19 protein-coding genes are annotated in these 22743 nt (G+C 65.7%); 10 read left to right on the top strand and 9 right to left on the bottom strand.

Features of this window, described 5'->3' with window-relative positions:
* Window positions 1–148 precede the first annotated feature (148 nt).
* The 4 genes from pdhA to BOO69_RS10580 form a co-directional block, all read right to left on the bottom strand.
* Window positions 149–1168, bottom strand: coding sequence for a pyruvate dehydrogenase (acetyl-transferring) E1 component subunit alpha (pdhA, locus tag BOO69_RS10595; protein ID WP_071973764.1), 1020 nt, complete (start codon window positions 1166–1168; stop codon window positions 149–151).
* Window positions 1169–1320: 152 nt separating this feature from the next.
* Window positions 1321–1620, bottom strand: coding sequence for an FtsB family cell division protein (locus tag BOO69_RS10590; RefSeq protein WP_071972141.1), 300 nt, complete (start codon window positions 1618–1620; stop codon window positions 1321–1323).
* An 87-nt stretch (window positions 1621–1707) separates the two neighbouring features.
* Entirely contained in the window at window positions 1708–2490 is a 783-nt protein-coding gene (locus BOO69_RS10585) for an SDR family NAD(P)-dependent oxidoreductase (RefSeq protein WP_071972140.1), read from the bottom strand.
* A gap of 59 nt (window positions 2491–2549) precedes the next feature.
* The gene (locus BOO69_RS10580; protein WP_071972139.1) at window positions 2550–3737 is read right to left on the bottom strand and encodes a phosphoglycerate kinase; all 1188 of its coding nucleotides are present in this window, start codon (window positions 3735–3737) and stop codon (window positions 2550–2552) included.
* Between the two features lie 129 nt (window positions 3738–3866).
* Between BOO69_RS10580 and BOO69_RS10575 the strand changes: the two genes are divergently transcribed.
* Both BOO69_RS10575 and BOO69_RS10570 read left to right on the top strand, forming a co-directional pair.
* Entirely contained in the window at window positions 3867–4373 is a 507-nt protein-coding gene (locus BOO69_RS10575) for a peptidylprolyl isomerase (protein WP_071972138.1), read from the top strand.
* Complete coding sequence (locus BOO69_RS10570) at window positions 4366–4917, top strand: peptidylprolyl isomerase (protein WP_071972137.1); 552 nt, start codon at window positions 4366–4368, stop codon at window positions 4915–4917. Before BOO69_RS10575 ends, BOO69_RS10570 begins: the two co-directional genes overlap by 8 nt.
* A 212-nt stretch (window positions 4918–5129) precedes the next feature.
* Here the strand turns inward: BOO69_RS10570 and BOO69_RS23035 are convergent, their stop codons facing one another.
* The 5 genes from BOO69_RS23035 to BOO69_RS10550 all read right to left on the bottom strand — a co-directional run bounded on the left by BOO69_RS23035 (window position 5130) and on the right by BOO69_RS10550 (window position 9676).
* Complete coding sequence (locus BOO69_RS23035) at window positions 5130–6014, bottom strand: DUF6236 family protein (protein WP_156874907.1); 885 nt, start codon at window positions 6012–6014, stop codon at window positions 5130–5132.
* 372 nt (window positions 6015–6386) lie between these two features.
* Window positions 6387–6896, bottom strand: coding sequence for a bactofilin family protein (locus tag BOO69_RS10565; protein WP_071972136.1), 510 nt, complete (start codon window positions 6894–6896; stop codon window positions 6387–6389).
* Window positions 6886–8214, bottom strand: coding sequence for a M23 family metallopeptidase (locus BOO69_RS10560; RefSeq protein WP_071972135.1), 1329 nt, complete (start codon window positions 8212–8214; stop codon window positions 6886–6888). Before BOO69_RS10560 ends, BOO69_RS10565 begins: the two co-directional genes overlap by 11 nt.
* A 194-nt stretch (window positions 8215–8408) precedes the next feature.
* Entirely contained in the window at window positions 8409–9218 is an 810-nt protein-coding gene (locus tag BOO69_RS10555; protein ID WP_071972134.1) for a ferritin-like domain-containing protein, read from the bottom strand.
* Window positions 9215–9676 carry a peroxiredoxin gene (locus tag BOO69_RS10550; protein WP_071972133.1) on the bottom strand — a complete coding sequence of 154 codons (462 nt, stop codon included), beginning with the start codon at window positions 9674–9676 and terminating at the stop codon, window positions 9215–9217. The genes BOO69_RS10555 and BOO69_RS10550 overlap by 4 nt, the downstream gene beginning before the upstream one ends.
* Window positions 9677–9771: 95 nt before the next feature.
* Between BOO69_RS10550 and BOO69_RS10545 the strand changes: the two genes are divergently transcribed.
* From BOO69_RS10545 to uvrA, 8 genes are all read left to right on the top strand, one after another.
* Entirely contained in the window at window positions 9772–13140 is a 3369-nt protein-coding gene (locus BOO69_RS10545) for a YhdP family protein (protein WP_071972132.1), read from the top strand.
* 9 nt (window positions 13141–13149) lie between these two features.
* Entirely contained in the window at window positions 13150–14214 is a 1065-nt protein-coding gene (gene queA / locus BOO69_RS10540) for a tRNA preQ1(34) S-adenosylmethionine ribosyltransferase-isomerase QueA (RefSeq protein ID WP_071972131.1), read from the top strand.
* Between the two features lie 74 nt (window positions 14215–14288).
* Window positions 14289–15548, top strand: a complete 1260-nt coding sequence (locus BOO69_RS10535; RefSeq protein ID WP_071972130.1) for an MFS transporter — start codon at window positions 14289–14291, stop codon at window positions 15546–15548.
* Between the two features lie 119 nt (window positions 15549–15667).
* Window positions 15668–16255, top strand: coding sequence for a DUF924 family protein (locus BOO69_RS10530; RefSeq protein WP_071972129.1), 588 nt, complete (start codon window positions 15668–15670; stop codon window positions 16253–16255).
* An 86-nt stretch (window positions 16256–16341) separates the two neighbouring features.
* The gene (lpdA, locus tag BOO69_RS10525) at window positions 16342–17736 is read left to right on the top strand and encodes a dihydrolipoyl dehydrogenase (protein ID WP_071972128.1); all 1395 of its coding nucleotides are present in this window, start codon (window positions 16342–16344) and stop codon (window positions 17734–17736) included.
* Between the two features lie 275 nt (window positions 17737–18011).
* Window positions 18012–18572 (top strand): class I SAM-dependent methyltransferase, encoded by a 561-nt coding sequence (locus BOO69_RS10520; protein ID WP_071973763.1) that lies wholly within the window; start codon window positions 18012–18014, stop codon window positions 18570–18572.
* A 3-nt stretch (window positions 18573–18575) separates the two neighbouring features.
* Window positions 18576–19736, top strand: a complete 1161-nt coding sequence (locus tag BOO69_RS10515; protein ID WP_071972127.1) for an MFS transporter — start codon at window positions 18576–18578, stop codon at window positions 19734–19736.
* An 80-nt stretch (window positions 19737–19816) separates the two neighbouring features.
* Complete coding sequence (uvrA, locus tag BOO69_RS10510) at window positions 19817–22693, top strand: excinuclease ABC subunit UvrA (protein WP_071972126.1); 2877 nt, start codon at window positions 19817–19819, stop codon at window positions 22691–22693.
* The last annotated feature ends 50 nt before the right edge of the window (window positions 22694–22743 follow it).

Genomic DNA, 22743 nt, shown 5'->3' with positions numbered 1-22743 from the left:
CAGTGGACAGTCGCGGCGCGGAAGGCAGAGGCGAAGCGGGCCTCGCCGGCCGTGTCCATGATTTCGGAAATGGTCTTATTCTGCGGCGGTGCGATCCGCCCGTTTTGGGCCGCGTTCAGCGCGGTGACATGGCGTGCGGACTGCCGCATCAGGCGGTGGCCTCACCCTGCGGGACTTCGGTCGCGTAGATGTCCGTCCAGAGTTCATCGACCTCGGGTTCGGGGCTCTCCTTGGCGAAATCGGCGCTCTCGTTCACGACCTTCTTGATGTCCCTGTCGATGGCCTTGAGATCCTCCTCGGTCGCATGGTTGCCGTCCAGCAGCATCTTGCGCACGCCTTCGATCGGATCGCGTTCGTCGCGCATCTTCTGCACCTCCTCGCGGGTGCGGTACTTGGCCGGGTCCGACATGGAGTGTCCGCGATAGCGATAGGTCTTGATCTCGAGGATGTACGGGCCATCGCCGGAGCGGCAGTGCTTGACCGCCTTCTCGCCCGCTTCCTTGACGGCGAGCACGTCCATGCCGTCCACCGCTTCGCCGGGGATGCCGAAGGCCTTGCCGCGCTCCCAGATCTCGGCGGACGAGGTGGACCGCTGTTGCGCGGTGCCCATGGCGTACTGGTTGTTCTCGATCACGAAGATCACCGGCAGTTTCCACAGCGCGGCCATGTTGAAGGTCTCGTAGACCTGGCCCTGGTTCGCCGCGCCGTCGCCGAAGTAGGTGAAGGTGACGTTGTCGTTGCCCTTGTACTTGTCGGCAAAGGCCAGCCCCGCACCAAGCGGCACGTTGGCGCCCACGATACCGTGGCCGCCGTAGAACTTCTTCTCCTTGGAGAACATGTGCATGGAGCCGCCCTTGCCCTTGGAGTAGCCCCCCTCGCGCCCGGTAAGCTCGGCCATCACGCCGTTGGGATCCATGCCGCAGGCCAGCATGTGCCCGTGGTCGCGGTACGTGGTGATGCGGCTGTCGCCTTCCTTGGCGGTGGCCTCGAGGCCGACAACCACGGCTTCCTGACCGATATACAGGTGGCAGAAGCCACCGATCAGGCCCATGCCGTAAAGCTGGCCGGCCTTTTCCTCGAACCGGCGGATTAGCAGCATGTCCTTGTAGTAGCCTTTCAGCTCGTCCGCTGAAACGTTGGGTTTCTGGGTGGCTTTTCTGGCGGCCATGAGCATCTCCTCGGTGCGCGCGAGCAAGCGGGCGGCGCAATTAGTTTAGCGTTAAACTATTCTGTAGCGGATTCGCGCCCGGAAGTGTAGAGGCCTTTTCCCAGCGCGCGCCTGCCGGCCCAGGGTGACCGATGTCGCGCCGGATTTCGACCCTATCTGATCACGATTTCATCAGGGCGCACCATGCCCAGCACCTTGCGCGCCTGTTCGTCCACCAGATCGAGGTCGAGGTAGTCGTCGGACATCCGGCGCGTCAGGTTCTCCATCCGCGCCACGTCCATCCGCACTTCCGCCAGTCGGCTGCGCAGATCCTGGCTTTCCGCCACGATCTCTGCCCGCCGGAACAGGCCGTAGTCGCCCTGCACGGCCGCGAAGGTGAAATAGAGGCTGAGCGCGAATGCGATCGCGAAGAACAGCAGGGTGCCGAAGGCCGGGCGTGCGGTGCGTGTCATCTGGTCTGCCTCGTGTCGTCTCTTGGTGGACGTGACAGCACTATGACACAGGCGATTCGGCATGTGAATCCCCTGCGTGCAGGCGGATCAGTTTTTCGACATGATCTTGCCGGTCAGGGCGGTCACGAGACCGCGCGGCGCGACACGGGGCAGCAGGCTGGACAGGGTGTTCATCGCCCCCGGTACGACCACGCGCCGCCCGCCGAGCGCGGCCTGCCAGCCGATCTTCGCGACATCGTGCGCATTGGCGGGCGGCGCCAGCTTCAGCAATCGCACCCCGTTCATGTCCGCCTTGCCGAAGAACCCGGTACGGGTGGCGCCCGGGCACAGCGCGGTGACGGTGACGCGGGTGTTGCGCAGTTCGTGCGCCACCGCTTCGGACAGATGCAGCACGAACGCCTTTGTCGCGTGATAGACCGCCATGTTCGGGCCGGGCAGGAACCCCGCCACCGACGCCACGTTCAGGATCCGTCCCGACCCGGCCTCGGTCATGTGCGGGATGGCCAGCCGCATGAGCCGCGTGAGGGCGCGCACGTTGACGTCGATGCTGCTTAGTTCCATGTCCCAGCCCGCGCCGCCGTCGGTCCCGAAAGGGCCGTTGCGACCCAGGCCCGCGTTGTTCACCAGAAAGTCGATCCGCCGGCCATCCGTCGCCGCCGACCAGAGCCTGTCGACCTCGGCCAGGTCGTTCAGGTCGGCAGGGATAACCACCACGTCGACCCCGTCGGCGCGCAGGTCCTCGGCGAGGGCCTCGAGCCTGTTCTCGGAGCGCGCGGTGAGGACGACGTTGCGGCCATGCTTTGCCGCCAGTTTGGCGAATTCCGCGCCCAGACCGTCGGATGCCCCGGTGATGAGTGTCCAGTCAGCCATGCCAGCCCCCCTTGCAGCCTGCCCGGAAGACTAGCCGTTTCGGCGGTCCGAAGCCAGCGTCAGCTGTCGAGCGCGGCCACGCCGGGCAGCTCCTTGCCCTCCATCCATTCGAGGAACGCGCCCCCCGCGGTGGAAATGTAGGTGAAATCGTCGGCCACCCCGGCCTGGTTCAGCGCCGCGACGGTGTCGCCGCCCCCGGCGACGGAGGTCAGCGTGCCGTCGCGCGTCTGGCGGGCGGCAGCGCGCGCGGCGGCCACCGTGGCGGTGTCGAAGGGGGCGATCTCGAACGCGCCCATCGGCCCGTTCCAGATCAGCGTGCGTAACCCCTCGAAGGCGGCCTCAACCAGAGCGATGCTGTCCGGGCCGGCATCCAGCACCATCTGGTCCGATGCCAGCGCGGTGTCCGGCCCCAGCGCAATGACCTCGTGCGCGGCCCCGGCGGCGAATTCGCGGGCGACCAGCCCGTCGACCGGCAGGATCACGCGGCACCCCGACTTGTCGGCCTGCGCGAGGATGTCGCAGGCGGTGCCGTAGAAGTCCGGCTCCTTCAGCGATGCGCCCATGTCGGCCCCCAGCGCGGCGAGAAAGGTATTCGCCATGCCGCCGCCGATCACCAGCACGTCGAGCCGGTTGACGAGGTTTTCCAGCAATTCGATCTTGGTGGATACTTTCGCGCCGCCGACAACGGCCCCCACGGGGCGTTCGGGCGTGGACAGCGCCGCCTCGAGGGCGGAGAGTTCCGCCTCCATCAGCCGGCCCGCGCAGGCGGGTAACAGCCGCGCCAGCGCCTCGGTCGAGGCATGGGCACGGTGTGCAGCCGAAAAGGCGTCGTTGCAATACACATCCCCCAGCGCCGCCAGACGGCGGGCGAGGGCGGTGTCATTCTTTTCCTCGCCGGGCTCGAAGCGGATGTTTTCCAGAAGCAGGACCTCGGCATCCGGATCAAGCCCGGCCTCCGCCGCATCGATGCTGTCGATCAGCGTGACGCTGCGCCCCAGCGCGTCCTCTAGCGCGGGCAGCAGCGGCTTCAGCGACATCTCGGGGACCACCTTGCCCTTGGGCCTGCCGAAATGCGCCAGCAGCACCGGCGTGCCACCGGCAGAGAGGATGTCGGTGACGGTCGGAACGATGCGCTCGATCCGCGTGGAATCCGTCACGCGCCCGTCCTCGACCGGCACGTTGATGTCGACACGCACCAGCACGGTCTTGCCGTTCAGTTCCATGTCATCCAGTGTCTTCCAGCCCATGCCGTTCCTCCGGTTTGCGGTGCGATGGCCGTCTTTTGCCATATCCGGCGCGGGGGTCAATGCATCTGCTTGGCAATCCCGACGATCGGACTTAGGTATCGCCCAACCCATTTTGCGAAGGAGACCCGCATGGCCGAGATCAAAGACCCCGAAAACACGATCCTGATGGAGTTGAAGGGCGGCACCGTCACCATCCAGCTTCTGCCCGACGTGGCGCCCAAGCACGTGGCCCGGATGAAGGAACTGGCCCGCGCGGGCAAGTACGACAATGTCGCGTTCCACCGGGTGATCGACGGGTTCATGGCCCAGACCGGCGATGTGGAGCACGGGAACATGGAAGACGGATTCAACCTGCGCCTCGCGGGAACCGGCGGTTCGGACCTCGGCAACGTGCCGGCGGAATTTTCCAAGGTGCCGCACGCCCGTGGATCGCTGGGCGCGGCGCGGTCGGCCAATCCCGACAGCGCGAACAGCCAGTTCTTCATCAACTTCAAGGACAACGACTTCCTGAACGGCCAGTACACGGTCTATGGCCAGGTCATCAGCGGGATGGAGCACGTGGATGCCATCACCCGCGGCGAGCCGCCGGCCGAACCCGACCGCATGATCCGCGTCAAGGTGGCCGCCGATGCGTAAGTTCCTGATCGCAACCGCAGCCGTCCTCACGGCCGGTGCCGCCGGCGCGACCGGCCTCGAGATCGAGGTCGAGGGCGAGGCGAACGGCACCGTGACCATCGACCTGCTGGAGGACGTGGCACCGCAGCACGTGGAGCGGATCACCACGCTGGCGGAGCAGGGCGCCTACGATGGCGTCGTGTTCCACCGCGTGATCGACGGCTTCATGGCGCAGACCGGCGACGTCCAGTTCGGCAAGGAAGGCGGCGACCTGTCGCGCGCGGGCATGGGCGGCTCCGACCTGCCCGACGTGCCTGCCGAATTCTCCGACATCCCGTTCGACAAGGGCGTCGTGGGCATGGCCCGGTCGCAGAACCCCAATTCCGCCAACAGCCAGTTCTTCATCATGTTCGACGAAGGGTATTTCCTGAACGGTCAGTACACCGTGGTCGGAAGGGTGACCGGCGGGCAGGACGTGGTCGACGCGATCAAGCGCGGCACCGGCGGCAACGGCGCGGTCGACGGCACGCCGGACGTGATGCGCAAGGTCACCGTCACCGAGTGACCGCGGATGAATTCAAGCAAGGTGCGGGCCGTCTGGCCCGCCCTTTTGCGTTGGGGGGGGAGCGAATGACCCGGTCTGAGACGACAAAAACAAGCGCTGCAGTTGGCGCGAGCGGCGGTTCTGCTCAGTTAACGAATTTTGCAAATTCTTCGAAAATTAACTGAGGGACCAAAAAGACTATCAAATGATGTGTGCGCATATAAGGACCAAGCCTATATGTTTCTCGCACCCAGTACATAGGAATAGGGATGATCTTTGTGTTTGTCGGGAACGCTCGCCGTCACAGCAGACTTGGCAATCGCAACGCCGGCCCCGACAAGAAAAGCTTTGTCTATCTCAACACCCAGTAAATAAGCTACCCCAGCCGGTAATGCGCCTTCAAAAGCAAATGCAGACGTAAGACTCTTGGTTGTTCTCTTAATCCACTTTTCCTCGTAGACACGATGAAGCTCTGAGACCGCTGTGTTAACATCAATCAATGCGGATGAAAGGGCTTTTTCGTCATCCATTGCTCCGACATATCTTGACGCAACTTGGCTTAGTTCTGCGTGAAGCCGGCCTATCTGGTCCTTCCTTGAGTTCTTAAACTCTAGAAGATCTTCGAAGGGTACCTCCCGATCTGGTACTGGTAGAGCATTCCTCAGTTGCACTTCAATTGAAGCAATAGTTGCAGTGGGCTTAGGAAAATAGGGCGAAGACTGAGCGGCAAGTGTAGATTTTTGATCCGGATGCAATGGCATTACCGACCAAACTTGGGAATCTCTTGAGTCAAGTTCGTCAAGCGAAGCCGCGTACTTAGAAATCATCGATGGTATATCACCTAATGAAAACTCATTTTCAGATTTCAAATCGAAGCTTTCTGCAATGCCGAGCGCCACGAGGCTTTCGACGGCTGCATCATAATGAGGAGCCATCCCTCTAATGGCGATGGGGGCATAAAGCCTATCCCAATATAAAACAGCAGCAGGAACGGTACTCAGGAATGCTCCGTCACCACTAATGAAGAAGCTCGTTCTTCCATCATCCTCTCGCTTCGTGCCTATTGGAGGCAACATAACCCCACGCAACATCGTGATAGCCCTTCCATCCCCGCTCATGAGAACTCCACAGTAGCTTGGCTACACGAACAGTGTCACGGCGATTTCTGCCAATAGTCGCTCAATTCTGGGAATTGACCGCCTGCAGCGGTGCTTTAACTGGCGTTTCGCAAAGTCTTAATCGGGCTGCTATCGATCATCACTTGCGAATGAGCGACGGTCAAAAAAGTCCCGCAGAGCGGATATCGCACTTCGTTGCCGCCGCCCGTCGCACCTGAGGTTTGGGAAAGGGACTTGGCAGGCTTCTGCCGGGGCGATCGCGCGTTGTGGCGATCCGCGGATTTGTCGTCCACCGCCGTGATCACATCACCCCCCAAAGCAAAAAGGCGCCGCAAAATCTGCGACGCCCTTTGAAATCCGACTGCCGATGCCTCAGGAGGCGGGGTTCGGCTTCTGGGTCGGTGCGTTCTTGGCGCCGGGGTTCAGCGGGTCGTCCTGACGCTGGACGGAGCCTTCGAAATGCGCGCCGGACTCGATCGCGATGGTCTTGTGGATGATGTCGCCCTCGACCCGCGCGGTGGAGGTCAGGCGGACTTTCAGGCCACGCACGCGGCCCACGATGCGCCCGTTGATCACCACGTCGTCGGCCACCACTTCCCCCTTGATCGTCGCCGTCTCGCCGATGGTCAGCAGATGCGCGCGGATGTCGCCCTCGACCGTGCCCTCGACGTTGATGTCGCCGGTCGTCTTCATGTTGCCGGTCACATGCAGGTCGGCGGAAAGAACCGACGCGGGCGGCTTCGCCTTGGGCGCCGATGCCTTGAACTCGCTGGGCTTGGGCTGGGACGATGTGGACTGCGCCGGGGTCTGAGGAGTCGTCTGGCGCTGGCCTTCTGCGTCCTTGTTCGGGGCGGGATCGTTGATTTTGCTCTTAGAAAACATCGTTTGCAGCCTTGATATAGATCATGGGGTTTACAGCTTTGCCGCCGACACGGACTTCGTAGTGGAGATGAACGCCGGTGACACGTCCAGATGCTCCCATATCACCAATGTGCTGCCCGCGCGAGACCCTTTGTCCGACCTTCACGCGAATGCGCGACTGGTGGGCATAGCGCGTCTCGATCCCGAACTCGTGCTGGATCTTGACCAGGCGGCCATAGCCGGATTGCCATCCCGCATGGGTCACGACGCCGTCCGCCGTGGCATAAAGCGGCGTGCCGATGCCGGCGGCGAAATCGACGCCGGAGTGCATGCGCCGCCCGCCGGTCTTGGGGTCGCGGCGATAGCCGAACTGGCTGGTAAAGCGGAACGCGGATTTCACCGGGTTCGCGAAGGGCGCCTTCTCGGCCGCGATGCGGTAGAGGTTCAGACGGTCCATCTGGTTCAGCAGCCGGTTGGCGCGCAGGGTGTCGGGCGAAGGCTCCTCGCCGCGGGTGGTGAAGGACAGCGGGGTCATCGGGCCGCCCTGGCCGGAGTAGCCCCGCTTGACGGTGGCCAGAATGTTGTCGGTGGACATGCCCGCGTTGCGGAACATCTTGTCCAGCGGTGCGACGGAGACGGTCATCGCCTCTTCTAGCTGGCGGAAGATCGCGTCGTTCTGATCCTTCATCAGCGCGATCTGCTGGGCCATCTCGTCGGCCTGAAGCAGCGCGTCCTGCGCATCGACGATCACCTGGTCGCGCTCCTTGGCGGTTTCGGCCAGCGCCTCCGCAAGGAATTCGATGGGCGCGCTCGACGCGGCGGTCTGCACGGTGCCGGCCCCGCCTTCGGCGATGGAGCCCTGCAGCGCGGCGAGCTGGCTGCGCGCGGCCTGGCGGTCCTTCATGGTGTCGCGCAAGGTGGCCTGGATCACGTCGATCCCGGTTTCCAGCTCGCGGCGGCGGGTTTCGGATTCCAGCAGTTCGGACTGCATCATGGAAATCTGCTTGAGCGCGGCGTTGAAACGCTCCTGCGCCGCCAGCGCCTCTTCGGCGCGGCTGTCGCGTTGCGCCGACAGGTCGTTGAGCCGGGCCTGGTAGGTGCGCTGGTCCCGCTTGGCCTGCTCGCGGAAGTTGCCCGACCCGATGCTGTCCATGAGGATGATGGCGGTCGCCACGATGGCCCATGCGACGAGCGCGGCACATCCGGCGAAGGCGACGATCTGGGTGCCGGGGCGCAGGCGGATGAAGCGTGTATCACTGTCGGATTTCAGAAACACGCGGCGTTCGGGAAAATATCTTTCCAGGGTCGCGTGGACCTTGATGGCAAGCGTAGAGCGCAAGTTGTATTCCTTTTTCCGTCCCCAAACGGGCGCGATAATCCCCATACGCGCCCGAATTCAGATTTTCTTAGCCACCCCGTGCCGCTGGGGCAACCCTGTAGGTCCCCCTGCGGCGGCATTCCACCCGTTTGCGACAAATTGGCAAAAATCCGCCGATACCAAGAACTTGAGGTTTGGTCTTGAGGTTGGGGCCCTCAATCGGTCCCGGTGAGGGGCCAGTAGAAGTCCGGCGGGATGCCCGCCTCGGCGCGCTTTTCCTCGTTAAAGGGCGGTTTCAGATCGCCGTGGAAATAGGTCCTCACCAGGGCGTGGAAGCGCTCCTTCGGATCCTCGTCGAAGCGCCCGCAGAGAAAGTGAAACCACTTCGATCCATAGGCCACGTGGGCGACTTCCTCGGCGTAGATCGTCTCGAGCGCGGCGACGGCGATGTCCGCCTTCGCCTTTCGGAACACATCGATCATGCCCGGCGTCACGTCGAGGCCGCGCGCTTCGAGCACCATGGGCACCACGGCGAGCCTGCCCATCAGGTCGTCCGCCGTGTCCTCCGCCGCGCGCCACATCCCGGCATGGGCCGGCAGCGCGCCGTAGTGGCTGCCCATTTCCTCCAGGCAGTCGGCCATCAGGTTGAAATGCTTGGATTCCTCGTCAGCCGCCTTGACCCAGTCGTCGTAGAACCCCATCGGCAGCCGGGTGTCGGTGAAGCGGGCGACGATGTCCCAGTGCAGATCGACGGCGTTCAGTTCGATGTGGGCGACCGCGTGCAGCAACGCGATGCGTCCCTCGGGCGTGCCGGGGCGCCTGCGCGGCACGTCGCGCGGGCTCAGCAGTTCGGGCGTGGCGGGGCGGGCGGGATGCAGCGGCGGGCTGGCGCGGCCCACCTCCGGCGTTTCCCCGGCGGCGCGGGCCGCCTGCCATTCGGCGGCGTACCGGCGGGACAGCGCCGTCTTCTCCCGCCCGTCCGCGCAGCGCAGCACGGCTTCGGCCATCTGCGCCAGCGCGATCACAGGGCGCGCACCGCCTCGAGCACCTCGTCCACGTGGCCCGGCACTTTCACCTTGCGCCAGATCTGCGCGATCCTGCCTTGGGCGTCGATCAGGAATGTGCTGCGCTCGATCCCCATGGATTTCTTGCCGTACATGTTCTTTTCGACCCAGACGCCGTAGTCCTCGGTGACGCTGCCGCCTTCGTCCGACAGCAGGGGCACGGTCAGGTCGTGCTTGGCGGCAAATTTGTCATGCTTGGCCATCGTATCACGGGAAATGCCGAAGACCTTCGCGCCCGCCGCCTCGAAGTCGGACAGGCGCTCGGAGAAGCCGATGCTTTCCTTGGTGCAGCCCGGCGTGTCGTCGCGCGGGTAGAAGAACAGCACCACCGGGCTGCCCTTCAGGGCGGAAAGGCTGATCTCGCCGCCGCCGGTGACGGGGAGGGTGAAGTCGGGTGCGGGCTCGGAAATCTCGGGCATGGATCACGTCTCTTTCACTTGGATGCCGAATGTCGGGCTGTCATAGTAGGCCAATTGCCGCGCGTGCCAAGAGGGCCCGCGGATTTGGGACGACGATGACCGAACCAGCCGAACGCACCACGCCACGCCCCAGACGCAAGGTCCACCAGCACGCCGCCCGTTTCGGCCTTTGGTCGGTGGTCCTTCTGACTCTGGCGGCCGGTGCGCTGGTGGGGGCGGTCTGGCTGTCCATGGGCCAGCCGCTTCGCGCGCCGGGCTGGTTGCAGGAGCGGATCGAGACGCGCATCGCGCGCGAGCTTCCGGACGTCCGAGTAAGCCTCGGTGAGGTTGAGCTCGTGGTCGAGGAGGGCTGGTTTCCCCGCGTGCGCCTGCGCAACGTCGAGATCGACACGCCGGAGGGGGCAGAGATCCTCAGGCTGACGGAATTCAAGACCGGGTTTGCCCTGCGTCCGCTGCTGGACGGCGTGGTGCAGCCGCAGTCCATCTCCATCTCGGGGGTCGTCGTGACCCTGCGCCGCGACGCCGAGGGCCGCGTGGCGTTGAGCGCGGGCCTCGGGCCGGGCAGTTTCAGCCGCGAGGCCGCGACCCTGCCGCAACTGATCGCGCAACTGGATGACGTCCTGCAGCGCCCCGCGCTGCGGGCCCTTGCCGAGGCGGACCTGCGGGCCGTGACCTTGCAGTTCGACGACCTGCGCGCAGGCCGCAGCTGGACCATCGACGGCGGCAGGCTCCTGCTGTCCCGCGAGGACGGCATGCTGCGGCTGACGGCGGATCTTGCGCTGCTCAGCGGCGGGTCCGGGGCGGCGACCCTCTCGGCCAACTATGCCAGCCGGATCGGTCAGACCGCCGCGGATTTCGGGGTGAGCTTCGAAGGCGTGTCGGCGGCGGACATCGCGACGCAGGGACCGGCCTTTGCGTGGCTGGGGGTGCTGCGGGCCCCGATCTCCGGGTCGGTCCGCAGCGGGCTGAACCAGTCGGGCACGTTCGAGCCCCTGAACGCCACGCTCCAGATCGGGGCCGGTGTCGTGCAGCCCAACCCGCAGACCCGGCCGATCCCCTTCGACGGCGCGCAGAGCTACTTCAGCTACGATCCCGCCGAGGCGCTGCTGCGCTTTGCCGACGTGCGCCTGCGCAGCAAGTGGGTCAGCGCGGAAAGCTCGGGCAGCGCCGCGCTGGGTCTCACGCCCGACGGCAAGCTGAACGACCTCGTGGGGCAGTTCACCATCCGCGATCTGCGCGCGAACCCCGATGACATCTACGACGCCCCGGTGGGCCTTGCCGAGACCGACGTGGATTTCCGCCTGCGGCTCAATCCCTTCCGGCTGGAACTGGGTCGGATGCAGATCAGCGACCAGGGCCGCACGCTGCTTCTGGACGGGACCATGTCGGCGCGTCTGGACGGGTGGCGCGTGGCGCTGGACGGCCGCATGGACGGCCTGTCGCCCGACCGCCTGCTGGAGCTGTGGCCCCGCGGGCTCAAGACCAAGACCCGCGACTGGCTGGTCGAGAACGTGCACGGCGGAGAGGTCAGCAACCTCGACCTGGCCTTTCGCCTGACGCCCGACGCGGCACCGCAGACCTATGTCGCCTTCGACTACGCCAAGGCGGATGTCCGGTTCCTAAAAACGATGCCGCCCCTGACGGGAGGCAAGGGGCATTTCAGCCTGCTGGACAACCGCCTCGTTGTGGCGGTGGACGCGGCGACGGTGGCCGCCGATGCGGGCGGCGCGGTGCGGATCGACAATTCCTCCTTCATCATCCCGGATGTCAGGGTGAAGGATGGTCCGCCGGCCGTGATCCGGCTGAAAACCGAGTCTTCGATCACCGCGGCCCTGTCCCTGCTCAACCGGGAGCCCTTGAGCGTGATGGACAAGGCGAACCTGCCGGTGGATCTCGCCCGGGGACGCGCGGCGCTGAAGGGCCAGATCGCGCTGCCGCTGCAGAAAGGGACCGAGGATCAGGTCGTCTTCGACTTCACCGGGACGCTGCGCGATCTCGGCAGCGAGGTGCTGATCCGCGACCGCGCGCTCAGGACGCAAACGCTGGACCTGACGGTCGACAACGAGCGGGTGATCCTCAGCGGTGCGGGCAGCCTCGACGGCATCGGCTTCGACGGCAGTTTCGTGCAGCCGATCGGCCCGGACGCCGGCGCCAGCGGCCTGCGGGCAGATGTCAGCCTGAACCAAGAGGCGCTGGAGACGTTCGGCATCGCCTTGCCGCCCGGCACGGTATCGGGCGAGGCGCCCGCGCGGATCGAGGTGGATCTGCCGAAAGGCGGCGCGCCGCAGTTCGACCTGCAGTCGGACCTCGCGGGGCTGCGTCTTTCGGTGCCGCAACTGGGCTGGGGCAAGGCGGCGGGCACCTCGGGCCGTCTTCGGGTCAGCGGGCGGCTGGGCGCGGTTCCGGCGGTGGACCGGCTGTCGCTGACCGCGGCGGGCCTGACCGCCGAAGGCGCGGTGGACCTGCGCGAGGGGGGCGCGCTCGACCGGGTCCGGTTCGATACGCTGCGCGCGGGCGACTGGCTGGATGCGGCGGTGGACGTGGTCGGGCAGGGGCCGGGCAACCCGGTTCAGCTGGTGATCCGGGGCGGCCTGCTGGACCTGCGCAGCGCGGAACTGGGCGGTGGTCAGGGCGGCGGCACCGGGCCCGGGACATCCATGCAGGTCCGGCTGGACCGGTTGCAGATCACCGACACCATCGCTCTGACCGACATGCAGGGCGCTTTCGGCACCGGTGGCGGGCTCGACGGATCGTTCCGGGCGCGGCTCAATGGCGGCACGCCGGTGGAGGGCCGGGTGCTGCCACAGAACGGGCGGTCCGCGGTGCGGCTCGTGTCCTCTGACGCGGGCGGCGTGCTGCGCTCGGCCGGGCTGCTGCGGCAGGTGGTGGGCGGAGAGCTGTCGCTGACCCTGCTGCCGGTGGGCAGCGGCGGTGCCTTCGACGGCAGCCTCGACGTGACCGACGTGCGCATCAAGGACGCGCCGGGTATCGCGGCGCTGGTGAACTCCATCTCGGTGGTGGGCCTGATCAACGAACTCAACGGCGACGGCATCTATTTCGACGAGGTCGAAGGGCGTTTCCGTCTGACGCCGAACCGCCTGACCCTGACCGAGGCCAGCGCGGTCGGGGCATCCATGGGCCTGTCGATGGACGGGATCTATGCGCTCGACAGCGGCACGATCGACATGCAGGGCGTCATCACCCCGGTGTACCTGCTGAATGGCATCGGGTCGGTCCTCACCCGGAAGGGGGAGGGCCTGATCGGGTTCAACTACACGCTGACCGGGCCGGCAAAGCAGCCGAGCGTCGGGGTGAACCCGCTGTCCGCGCTGACACCGGGCATGTTCCGCGACATCTTTCGCCGGCCCCCGCCCGAGGTGCCGCGCGCACCGGGCCGGCCCCGTGCGCCCGACCCCGCGCCACAGCCCCAGAATCCCGTTGTCCGAAGCACGCCGGGCCGGTAAAGCGCGGCCATGAAACTTTCCGATTTCGATTTCGATCTGCCCGAAGACCTGATTGCGACCCGTCCCGCGGTGCCCCGGTCCTCGGCGCGGCTGCTGGTCGCGGAAGGGGACGCGCTGCATGACGGCGTCGTCACGGACCTTACCGAATGGCTGCGCGCCGGCGACAGGCTGGTGCTGAACGACACGCGGGTGATCCCCGCGCGGCTGACGGGCATGCGCACGCGGCAGTCCGCGCAGGGCGCCGTCAGCGCCAGGATCGAGGTCACCTTGCTGGAACCGCGCGCCGATGGCACCTGGGCGGCGCTGGTCAAACCGCTGCGCAAGCTCAGGCAGGGCGAGCGCGTGGTCTTCAGCCGCGATCTCGACGCGACGCTGGAGGCGGTGTCGGACGGGCAGGCGCATCTGCGGTTCAACTGCACGGGGGCCGATTTCGACGCGGCGCTGAACGCGGCGGGCGCGATGCCGCTGCCGCCCTACATTGCCGCCAGACGCCCCGCCGATGCGCAGGACAGGACCGATTACCAGACGGTCTGGGCCCGCCACGCCGGTGCGGTCGCGGCCCCCACCGCGTCGCTGCATTTCGACCAGCCGCTGCTGGAGGCGCTGGCGGCCAAGGGGGTCACGTTTTCGCACGTCACGCTGCACGTGGGCGCCGGAACCTTCCTGCCGGTCAAGGTGGACGACATCACCCAACACCGGATGCACGCGGAATGGGGCAGGGTGGACGCGGACGCCGCCGCCGAGATCGCCGCGACACGGGCGGCGGGCGGCCGGGTGATCGCGGTGGGCACCACCGCGCTGCGCCTGATCGAGACCGCCGCACGCGACGGAGAGATCGGCCCATGGGAAGGCGATACCGACATCTTCATCACGCCGGGTTTCCGGTTCAACGTCACCGACGCGCTGATGACCAATTTCCACCTGCCGCGCTCCACGCTGATGATGCTGGTATCGGCCCTGATGGGCCAGCAGGCGATCCGCGACATCTACGCGCACGCGATCGACCGGAAATACCGGTTCTTTTCTTACGGAGACGCTTCGCTGCTGATCCCGGCGTCGAAAAAAATATGGTGAATGTCGTCTAAAGGGGTGACCTCACGCTCCAAGACGTTCAGGGAGGGAACCACCGGCAGTGAGGATTCGCAGCGATGATACAGGTTCTTTCAAGCGCATGGGCACTCCTGCTCGGGATGTGTCTGCTGATGGTCGGCAACGGCATGCAGGGCACCCTGCTGGGTATCCGCGGCGCGCTCGAAGGGTTTTCGACCTTCGAGATGTCCATCGTCATGTCGGCCTATTTCGTTGGTTTCCTCGGGGGGTCGCGGCTGGCGCCGCACATGATCCGCCGTGTGGGCCACGTCAGGGTTTTCGCCGCGCTGGCCTCGCTGATCTCGGCGGTGATGATCCTGTATCCCACCTTTCCGGCGGTGCCGCTCTGGGCCATCGGCCGCGTGCTGATCGGCTTCTGCTTCTCGGCGGTCTACGTGACCGCGGAAAGCTGGCTGAACAACGCCGCCGACAATTCCAACCGCGGGCAGGCGCTGTCGCTCTACATGATCGTGCAGACGATGGGCGTGGTGGTCGCGCAGGCGCTGCTGCTGGCGGCGGACCCGTCGGGCTACGTGCTCTTCGTCATTCCCTCGGTGCTGGTCAGCGTGGCCGTGACGCCGATCCTGCTGACCATCAGCCCGACGCCGGCCTTCGACACCACCAAACCGATGAGCCTGCGCGAACTCGCGACCTATTCGCCGCTGGGCTGCATCGGGATGTTCCTGCTCGGCGGGGTCTTCTCGGCGCAGTTCGGCATGGCGCCGGTCTACGGTGCGGAGGCCGGGCTGAGCGTGGCGCAGATTTCGACCTTCGTGGCGACCTTCTTCGTCGGGTCGGTCGTGTTGCAGTACCCCATCGGCTGGATCTCCGACCGGATGGACCGCCGCACGCTGATCGTGATCGTTTCGGCCATCGGCGCGGGGGGCTCCGTTCTCGGCATGATGCTGGGCGGAGTGTTCTGGCTCCTGCTGGTCTCGGCGTTCATCGTCGGGGGCATGTCGAACCCGCTCTATTCGCTGTTGATCGCGCATACCAACGACTTCCTCGAGCACGAGGACATGGCGGCGGCGTCCGGCGGTCTGATCTTCATCAACGGGCTGGGCGCGATCCTCGGGCCGGTCATCACCGGCTGGATGATGGGGACCACGCTGGGACCGGGCGGGTTCTATCTCTTCACCGCGATCCTCTTCGTCATGCTGGCGGTCTATGCCGCCTATCGTGCGACGCGCCGTCCGGCGGTTCCGGTGGACGAGACCGGCAGCTACGTCGCGATCTATCCCACGGCGACCCCCGTGGCGGTGGAGTATGCGCAGGAATATGCCATCGAAAGCGAGCAGGATGACGAAAACCAGCCCTGAGCGCGGCAAAGATGTCGCAAATGATATAATTCGTGAGTCGATGCTCTGGTTAAGTTGCTTCTATGGTGGGAACAGCCCGCTGCAAGGCAACGGCGCGTGAAAACGGAGGAGTGTGTTCCATGCAAGGCCCTGATCAGGTACTTTCGTTCTGGCTGGACGAGGTCGGCCCCGCTGGCTGGTACGAGGCCAGCGATGCGCTCGACACAAGGATCCGCGACCTTTTCCTGGACACCTGGGAAGCTGCCTGCGAGGGGCGTTTCTCGCTCTGGCTGACGTACCCCTCCGGCGCGCTGGCCTACATCATCCTGACGGACCAGTTTCCGCGCAACATGTTCCGGGGCGAGGGCAAGGCGTTTTCCAGCGACCGCGCGGCGCTCGCGGTGGCCAAGTCCTCGATCGAGCGGGGCTGGGATCTCAAGATCGACGAACCGGCGCGGCAATTCTTCTACCTTCCGCTGATGCATTCGGAAAACCTGTGCGATCAGGAGCGCTGCGTGCGCCTGATGTGCGAACGGATGCCCGAAGCCGGCGAAAGCAACCTGTTGCATGCCCGTGCCCATCGCGAGGTGATACGACGTTTCGGCCGCTTCCCCTACCGCAACGAGGCGCTGTCGCGCAGCGATACCACGGGCGAGAAGGCCTATGTGGCCGATGGCGGCTACGGCCGGACGGTGCGTGAACTGCAGGGGGAAACGGCGGTCGCCTGAACCGCCGAGGTTCTCGCTGTTGTGACGCGGTGGAAACTGGTTTAACGGTAAACCAATTCTGTCTGTCACATGCGAGGACCCCTGGAATGGCTGCGAAATCCTATGATCTGATCGTGATCGGCGCCGGACCGGGCGGTTACGTCGCCGCGATCCGCGGCGCGCAACTGGGGCTTTCCGTCGCCATCGTGGAGCGCGAGCATCTCGGCGGCATCTGCCTGAACTGGGGGTGCATCCCGACCAAGGCGCTGCTGCGGTCCTCCGAGGTGTTCCACCTGATGCACCGGGCCAAGGAGTTCGGCCTGAAGGCCGAGGGGGTGGATTTCGATCTGGACGCGGTGGTCAAGCGGTCGCGCAAGGTGGCGGGGCAGCTGACCAGCGGCGTGGCGCACCTGATGAAGAAGAACAAGATCACCGTGGTGATGGGCGAGGCGACGCTGCCGGCCAAGGGCAAGGTTTCGGTCAAGACCGACAAGGGCACCGAGGATCTGACGGCGAAGAACATCGTGCTGGCCACGGGCGCGCGGGCGCGCGAACTGCCGGGGCTGGAAGCGGACGGCGATCTGGTCTGGACCTACAAGCACGCGTTGCAGCCCAAGCGGATGCCGAAGAAACTGCTGGTCATCGGCTCGGGCGCCATCGGGATCGAATTCGCGAGCTTCTACAACACGCTGGGCGCGGACACGACCGTGGTCGAGGTCATGGACCGCGTGCTGCCGGTGGAGGACGCGGAGATTTCCGCCTTTGCCAAGAAGGCCTTCGAGAAACAGGGCATGAAGATCATGCAGAAGGCGATGGTCAAGAAACTGGACCGGGCCAAGGGCAAGGTCACCGCCCATATCGAGGCGGGCGGCAAGGTCGAGAAACACGAGTTCGACACCGTGATCTCGGCGGTCGGGATCGTCGGCAACGTCGAGAACCTCGGCCTCGAGGACCTGGGCGTGAAGATCGACCGCACCCATGTCATCACCGACGCATACTGCCGGACCGGGGTCGAGGGGCTGTATGCCATCGGCGACATCGCGGGGGCGCCCTGGCTCGCGCACAAGGCCAGCCACGAGGGCGTGATGGTGGCGGAACTGATCGCGGGCGGAAACCCGCACCCGGTGAAGCCCGAAAGCATCGCGGGGTGCACCTATTGCCATCCGCAGGTCGCCTCCGTTGGCTATTCCGAAGCCAAGGCCAAGGAACTGGGCTACGACGTTAAGGTCGGGCGGTTCCCCTTCATCGGCAATGGCAAGGCGATTGCCCTGGGCGAGGAAGGCGGCATGATCAAGACCGTGTTCGACGCCAAGACCGGCGAACTGCTGGGCGCGCACATGGTGGGCGCCGAAGTGACCGAGCTGATCCAGGGCTACGTGGTCGGGCGCCAGCTTGAAACCACGGAGGAAGACCTGATGAACACCGTCTTCCCGCATCCGACCTTGAGCGAGATGATGCATGAAAGCGTTCTCGACGCCTACGGGCGCGTGATCCACATGTGATCGACCGATCCGGCGGACGCGCCTTCGGCGCGACGCGATTCCACGGGCGCCTGTTGCGGGTCTGAGCCCATGGGGGCGGGGGCAGGGCGCTTTTGTCGGGGGGCAAATCCCGCCGAGAAGGCGTTCAGGGCGCGGTGCGTCCTGAACGACCTTTGCTCAGGATCTTGCCCGTGTCAGCCGCGTCAAGGACACGCCGCTGCGCGGGGCCTTCGGCCTCCTTGACCCGGCTGCCACGCGCGCTGGACGGTTTCCGCCGCCGGTGGCATAACCCTGACATGGTAAGTCTCAATCGTGTCGTCATGCAGCCGGCCAGCCGCCGGATGATCAATGCGCTGGGTCCGGCGGATCTGGACTGCGCCGAGATTTCCGGCAAGTGGGGCAAGCGTTTCGCGTTCAGATCCTACAGCCAGTTCCGGTTTCCCGAGTACGATGTCTGCGCTGGCCCCTTCACGGACACCGAGGGCAGGCCGCTGAGCTTCGATCTGATCCTGGCCAACCAGGTTTGGGAGCATCTCGACCGGCCCTACGCGGCAACGCGGAATGTCCACGCCATGCTGCGGCCGGGGGGATATTTCTGGGTTGCGGTGCCGTTCTTCGTGCCGCTCCACGCCGCGCCGCAGGACAATTCCCGCTGGAGCGCGCGGGGCCTGAAGAACCTGCTGATCGAAGGCGGGTTCGACGAGGATGCGATCCACGCCGAACAGTGGGGCAACCGCCACGTGGCGCGGCGCAACCTCGAAGAGACCTGGCCGCCCGCCTACGATGCCGAAACGGACGACATACGGAACGATCCGCAGATGCCGGTCTGTTCCTGGGCGCTGGCCCAGAAGCTCTGAGGCATGGCGGCGCGGCAGACTTCATTCGCGCTGGTGCTGGCGCTCTGGGCCGCGGGGCTGGGCGCGGCTGCGCAATACGGCAAGGTGTCGGTGATCTTCGACATGTTGCCTTCGGTCTATCCGGGGGCCGAGACCGCGCTGGGTTTCGCCGTGTCGCTGGTGGGCTTCGTCGGCATCCTGCTCGGGGTTGTCGCGGGGCTGGTGGTGGCGCGGATCCGCTACCGGCGGGCGCTGCTGGCGGCGCTCTGGCTGGGAGCGGTGCTGTCGCTGGTGCAGGCCCTGCTGCCGCCGCTGCCGCTGCTGCTGGCGACGCGGATGATCGAAGGGGCCTCGCACCTCGCGATCGTCGTGGCGGCGCCGACGCTGATCGCGCAGCTGAGCGCGCCGCAGGACAGGGGGCTGACCCTGACGCTCTGGGGGACGTTCTTCGGCGTCGCCTTCGCCGTGCTGGCGGTGGCGGGGCGGCCACTGGCGCTGACCTTCGGGCCGCCGGCCGTCTTTGCCGCCCATGGGGCCTACATGGCGATATGTGCGCTGTACCTGTCGTCACGGCTGCGCAGCCTGCCGGACGAGGGGCCGCAGCCCGTGCTGTCGGTCGGGCGGCTGCTGAAAGACCACGTGGCGATCTATCGCTCGCCCGCGCAGTCGGCGGCGGGGCTGGGATGGCTGTTCTACACCTTCAGTTTCGTATCCATCCTGACGGTGCTGCCGCCCTATCTCGATCCCGCGATCCGGGGCTGGGTGATGGGGGCGATGCCGCTGGTCAGCATCGCCGTCTCGATGACCGTGGGCGTGGCGCTCCTGCGCCGGATCAGCGCGGTGCGCGTCGTCGAACTCGGCTTCGGCGGATCGCTGGCCGCGGCGCTCTGGCTCTGGCTGACGCCGGGCGCGCCGCTTGCCTGTCTGGCGCTGGCCGCGGCGATGGGGCTGATCCAGGGGGCGAGCTTTGCCGCCGTGGCGCAGCTCAATCAGGGTGCCGCGGCGCAGGCGCGGGCCAACGGGGCGATGGCGCAGATGGGCAACCTGGGCAACACCATCGGCACCCCCCTGATGGCGACCGGTCTGCTGTGGCTGGGGTATGCGGCGCTTCCGGTGATGGCGGGCGGCGCGTTCCTGGCGGGGCTGATGGTGCATCTGTGGCTGGGGCGGCGCCGCGCCGCCTGAATGTTCGCTATTGGTTCCGGATTTACCATTGGAGAATCCGCCGCGCGCGCCTATATCGCATCTGGGAAACGGGGTGCTGCATGGCTGAGCTGAAGAACATCGAAGTGCGCGGGGCGCGCGAACACAATCTCAAGAACATCGACGTGGACATTCCGCGCGACCAGCTGGTGGTCATCACCGGCCTGTCCGGGTCGGGCAAGTCCAGCCTGGCCTTCGACACGATCTATGCCGAGGGGCAGCGCCGCTACGTCGAATCGCTGTCCGCCTACGCGCGCCAGTTCCTCGACATGATGCAGAAGCCGGACGTGGACCATATCAGCGGCCTCTCGCCCGCGATCAGCATCGAACAGAAGACGACGTCGAAAAACCCGCGCTCGACCGTCGGGACCGTTACCGAAATCTACGACTACATGCGCCTGCTGTTCGCGCGGGTCGGCACGCCTTATTCGCCCGCGACCGGCAAACCCATCGAGGCACAGCAGGTGCAGGACATGGTCGACCGGATCATGACGATGGAGGAGGGGACCCGCGCCTACCTGCTCGCGCCGATTATCCGCGACCGCAAGGGCGAGTACCGCAAGGAATTCGTCGAGCTGCGCAAGCAGGGCTTCCAGCGGGTCAAGGTGGACGGCCAGTTCTACGAACTGGACGAGCCGCCGACGCTGGACAAGAAGTTCCGCCACGACATCGACGTGGTGGTGGATCGCATCGTGGTCCGCGAGGGGCTGGAAACGCGGTTGGCCGACAGCCTGCGCACCGCGCTGGATCTGGCGGACGGCATCGCGGTGCTGGAAACCGCCCCGGCGGAGGGCGAGCCCGAGCGGCACACCTTCTCCGAGAAATTCGCTTGCCCCGTCAGCGGTTTCACGATCCCCGAGATCGAACCGCGGCTGTTTTCCTTCAACGCGCCGTTCGGGGCCTGCCCGGACTGCGACGGGCTGGGGGTGGAGCTGTTCTTTGACGAGCGTCTCATCGTGCCCGACCAGAACCTCAAGATCTACGACGGGGCGCTCGCGCCCTGGCGCAAGGGCAAGAGCCCGTACTTCAAGCAGACGATCGAGGCCATCGCGAAGCACTACCAGTTCGACCAACAGACCCGGTGGAAGGATCTGCCCGAGAAGGTGCAGCAGGTGTTTCTCTACGGTTCCGGCAAGGAAGAGATCAAGTTCCGCTACGACGAGGGCGGGCGCGTCTACGAGGTGAGCCGCGTGTTCGAGGGGGTGATCCCCAACATGGAGCGGCGCTATCGCGAGACCGACAGCAGCTGGATCCGCGAGGAGTTCGAGCGCTACCAGAACAACCGCCCCTGCGGCACCTGCCATGGCTACCGTCTTCGGGCGGAGGCGCTGGCCGTGAAGATCGGCAAACCCGACGACCTGCGGCACGCGGGGCAGGTGGTGCAGATGTCGATCCGCGAGGCGTTCGACTGGTGCAACACGGTCCCCGATGCGCTGACCCCGCAGAAGAACGAGATCGCCCGCGCCATCCTCAAGGAGATCCGCGAACGCCTTGGTTTCCTGAACAACGTCGGCCTTGAGTACCTGACGCTCGCCCGGTCAAGCGGGACCCTTTCGGGCGGGGAAAGCCAGCGTATCCGTCTCGCCTCGCAGATCGGGTCCGGGCTGACTGGTGTGCTCTACGTGCTCGACGAGCCGTCGATCGGCCTGCACCAGCGGGACAACGACCGCTTGCTCGGCACGCTGAAGAACCTGCGCGATCAGGGCAATACCGTGATCGTCGTGGAACACGACGAGGAAGCGATCCGCGAGGCGGATTACGTCTTTGACATCGGCCCCGGCGCGGGGGTGCACGGCGGCCAGGTGGTCAGCCACGGCACACCGGACCAGATCGCCGCCGACGCGAATTCCGTCACGGGGCAGTACCTGACCGGCACCCGCGAAATCGCGGTGCCCGCCACCCGCCGCAAGGGCAAGAAGAAGTCCGTCAAGGTCGTCAAGGCGACCGGCAACAACCTCCAGAACGTCACCGTCGATTTTCCGTTGGGCAAGTTCGTCTGCGTGACCGGCGTGTCGGGCGGGGGCAAGTCCACGCTGACCATCGAAACGCTTTTCAAGACCGCGTCGATGAACCTCAACGGCGCGCGCCAGACCCCGGCCCCCTGCGAGACCATCAAGGGGCTCGAACACCTCGACAAGGTCATCGACATCGACCAGCGCCCCATCGGGCGCACCCCGCGCTCCAACCCGGCGACCTACACCGGCGCCTTTACCCCGATCCGTGACTGGTTCGCGGGCCTGCCAGAGGCGAAGGCGCGCGGCTACAAACCGGGGCGGTTTTCGTTCAACGTCAAGGGCGGACGCTGCGAGGCCTGCCAAGGCGACGGGGTCATCAAGATCGAGATGCACTTCCTGCCCGATGTCTATGTCGAGTGCGAGACCTGCAAGGGCAAGCGTTACAACCGCGAAACGCTGGAGATCAAGTTCAAGGGCAAGAGCATCGCCGACGTGCTGGACATGACCGTCGAGGATGCGCAGGAGTTCTTTGCCGCGGTTCCGTCGATCCGCGAGAAGATGGACGCGCTGATGCGCGTGGGCCTTGGCTATATCAAGGTGGGCCAGCAGGCGACGACCCTGTCCGGGGGCGAGGCACAGCGCGTCAAGCTGTCCAAGGAGCTGAGCAAGCGGTCGACGGGCCGGACGCTCTATATCCTCGACGAGCCGACGACCGGCCTGCACTTTGAGGACGTGCGCAAGCTGCTCGAGGTGCTGCACGAACTGGTGGATCAGGGCAATTCGGTCGTGGTGATCGAACACAACCTCGACGTGGTCAAGACGGCCGACCATATCATCGACATCGGCCCCGAAGGCGGCGATGGCGGCGGCAGGTTGGTCGCCACCGGAACACCCGAGGAAGTGGCCGAAGTCGCGGAAAGCTACACCGGCCAGTATCTCAAACCGATGCTGACCAAGGCGCGCAGCAAGGTCGCGGCGGAATAGCGCAGGCCGCGTGGCTGAGCGCATGAAAGCCCCGGTCGACCCGACCGGGG

The organism is Sulfitobacter alexandrii (assembly GCF_001886735.1).
In the GTDB taxonomy this organism is placed as follows: domain Bacteria; phylum Pseudomonadota; class Alphaproteobacteria; order Rhodobacterales; family Rhodobacteraceae; genus Sulfitobacter; species Sulfitobacter alexandrii.
Note: the sequence above shows the minus strand (reverse complement) of the source record. Positions and strands in the feature narration are given on the sequence as shown.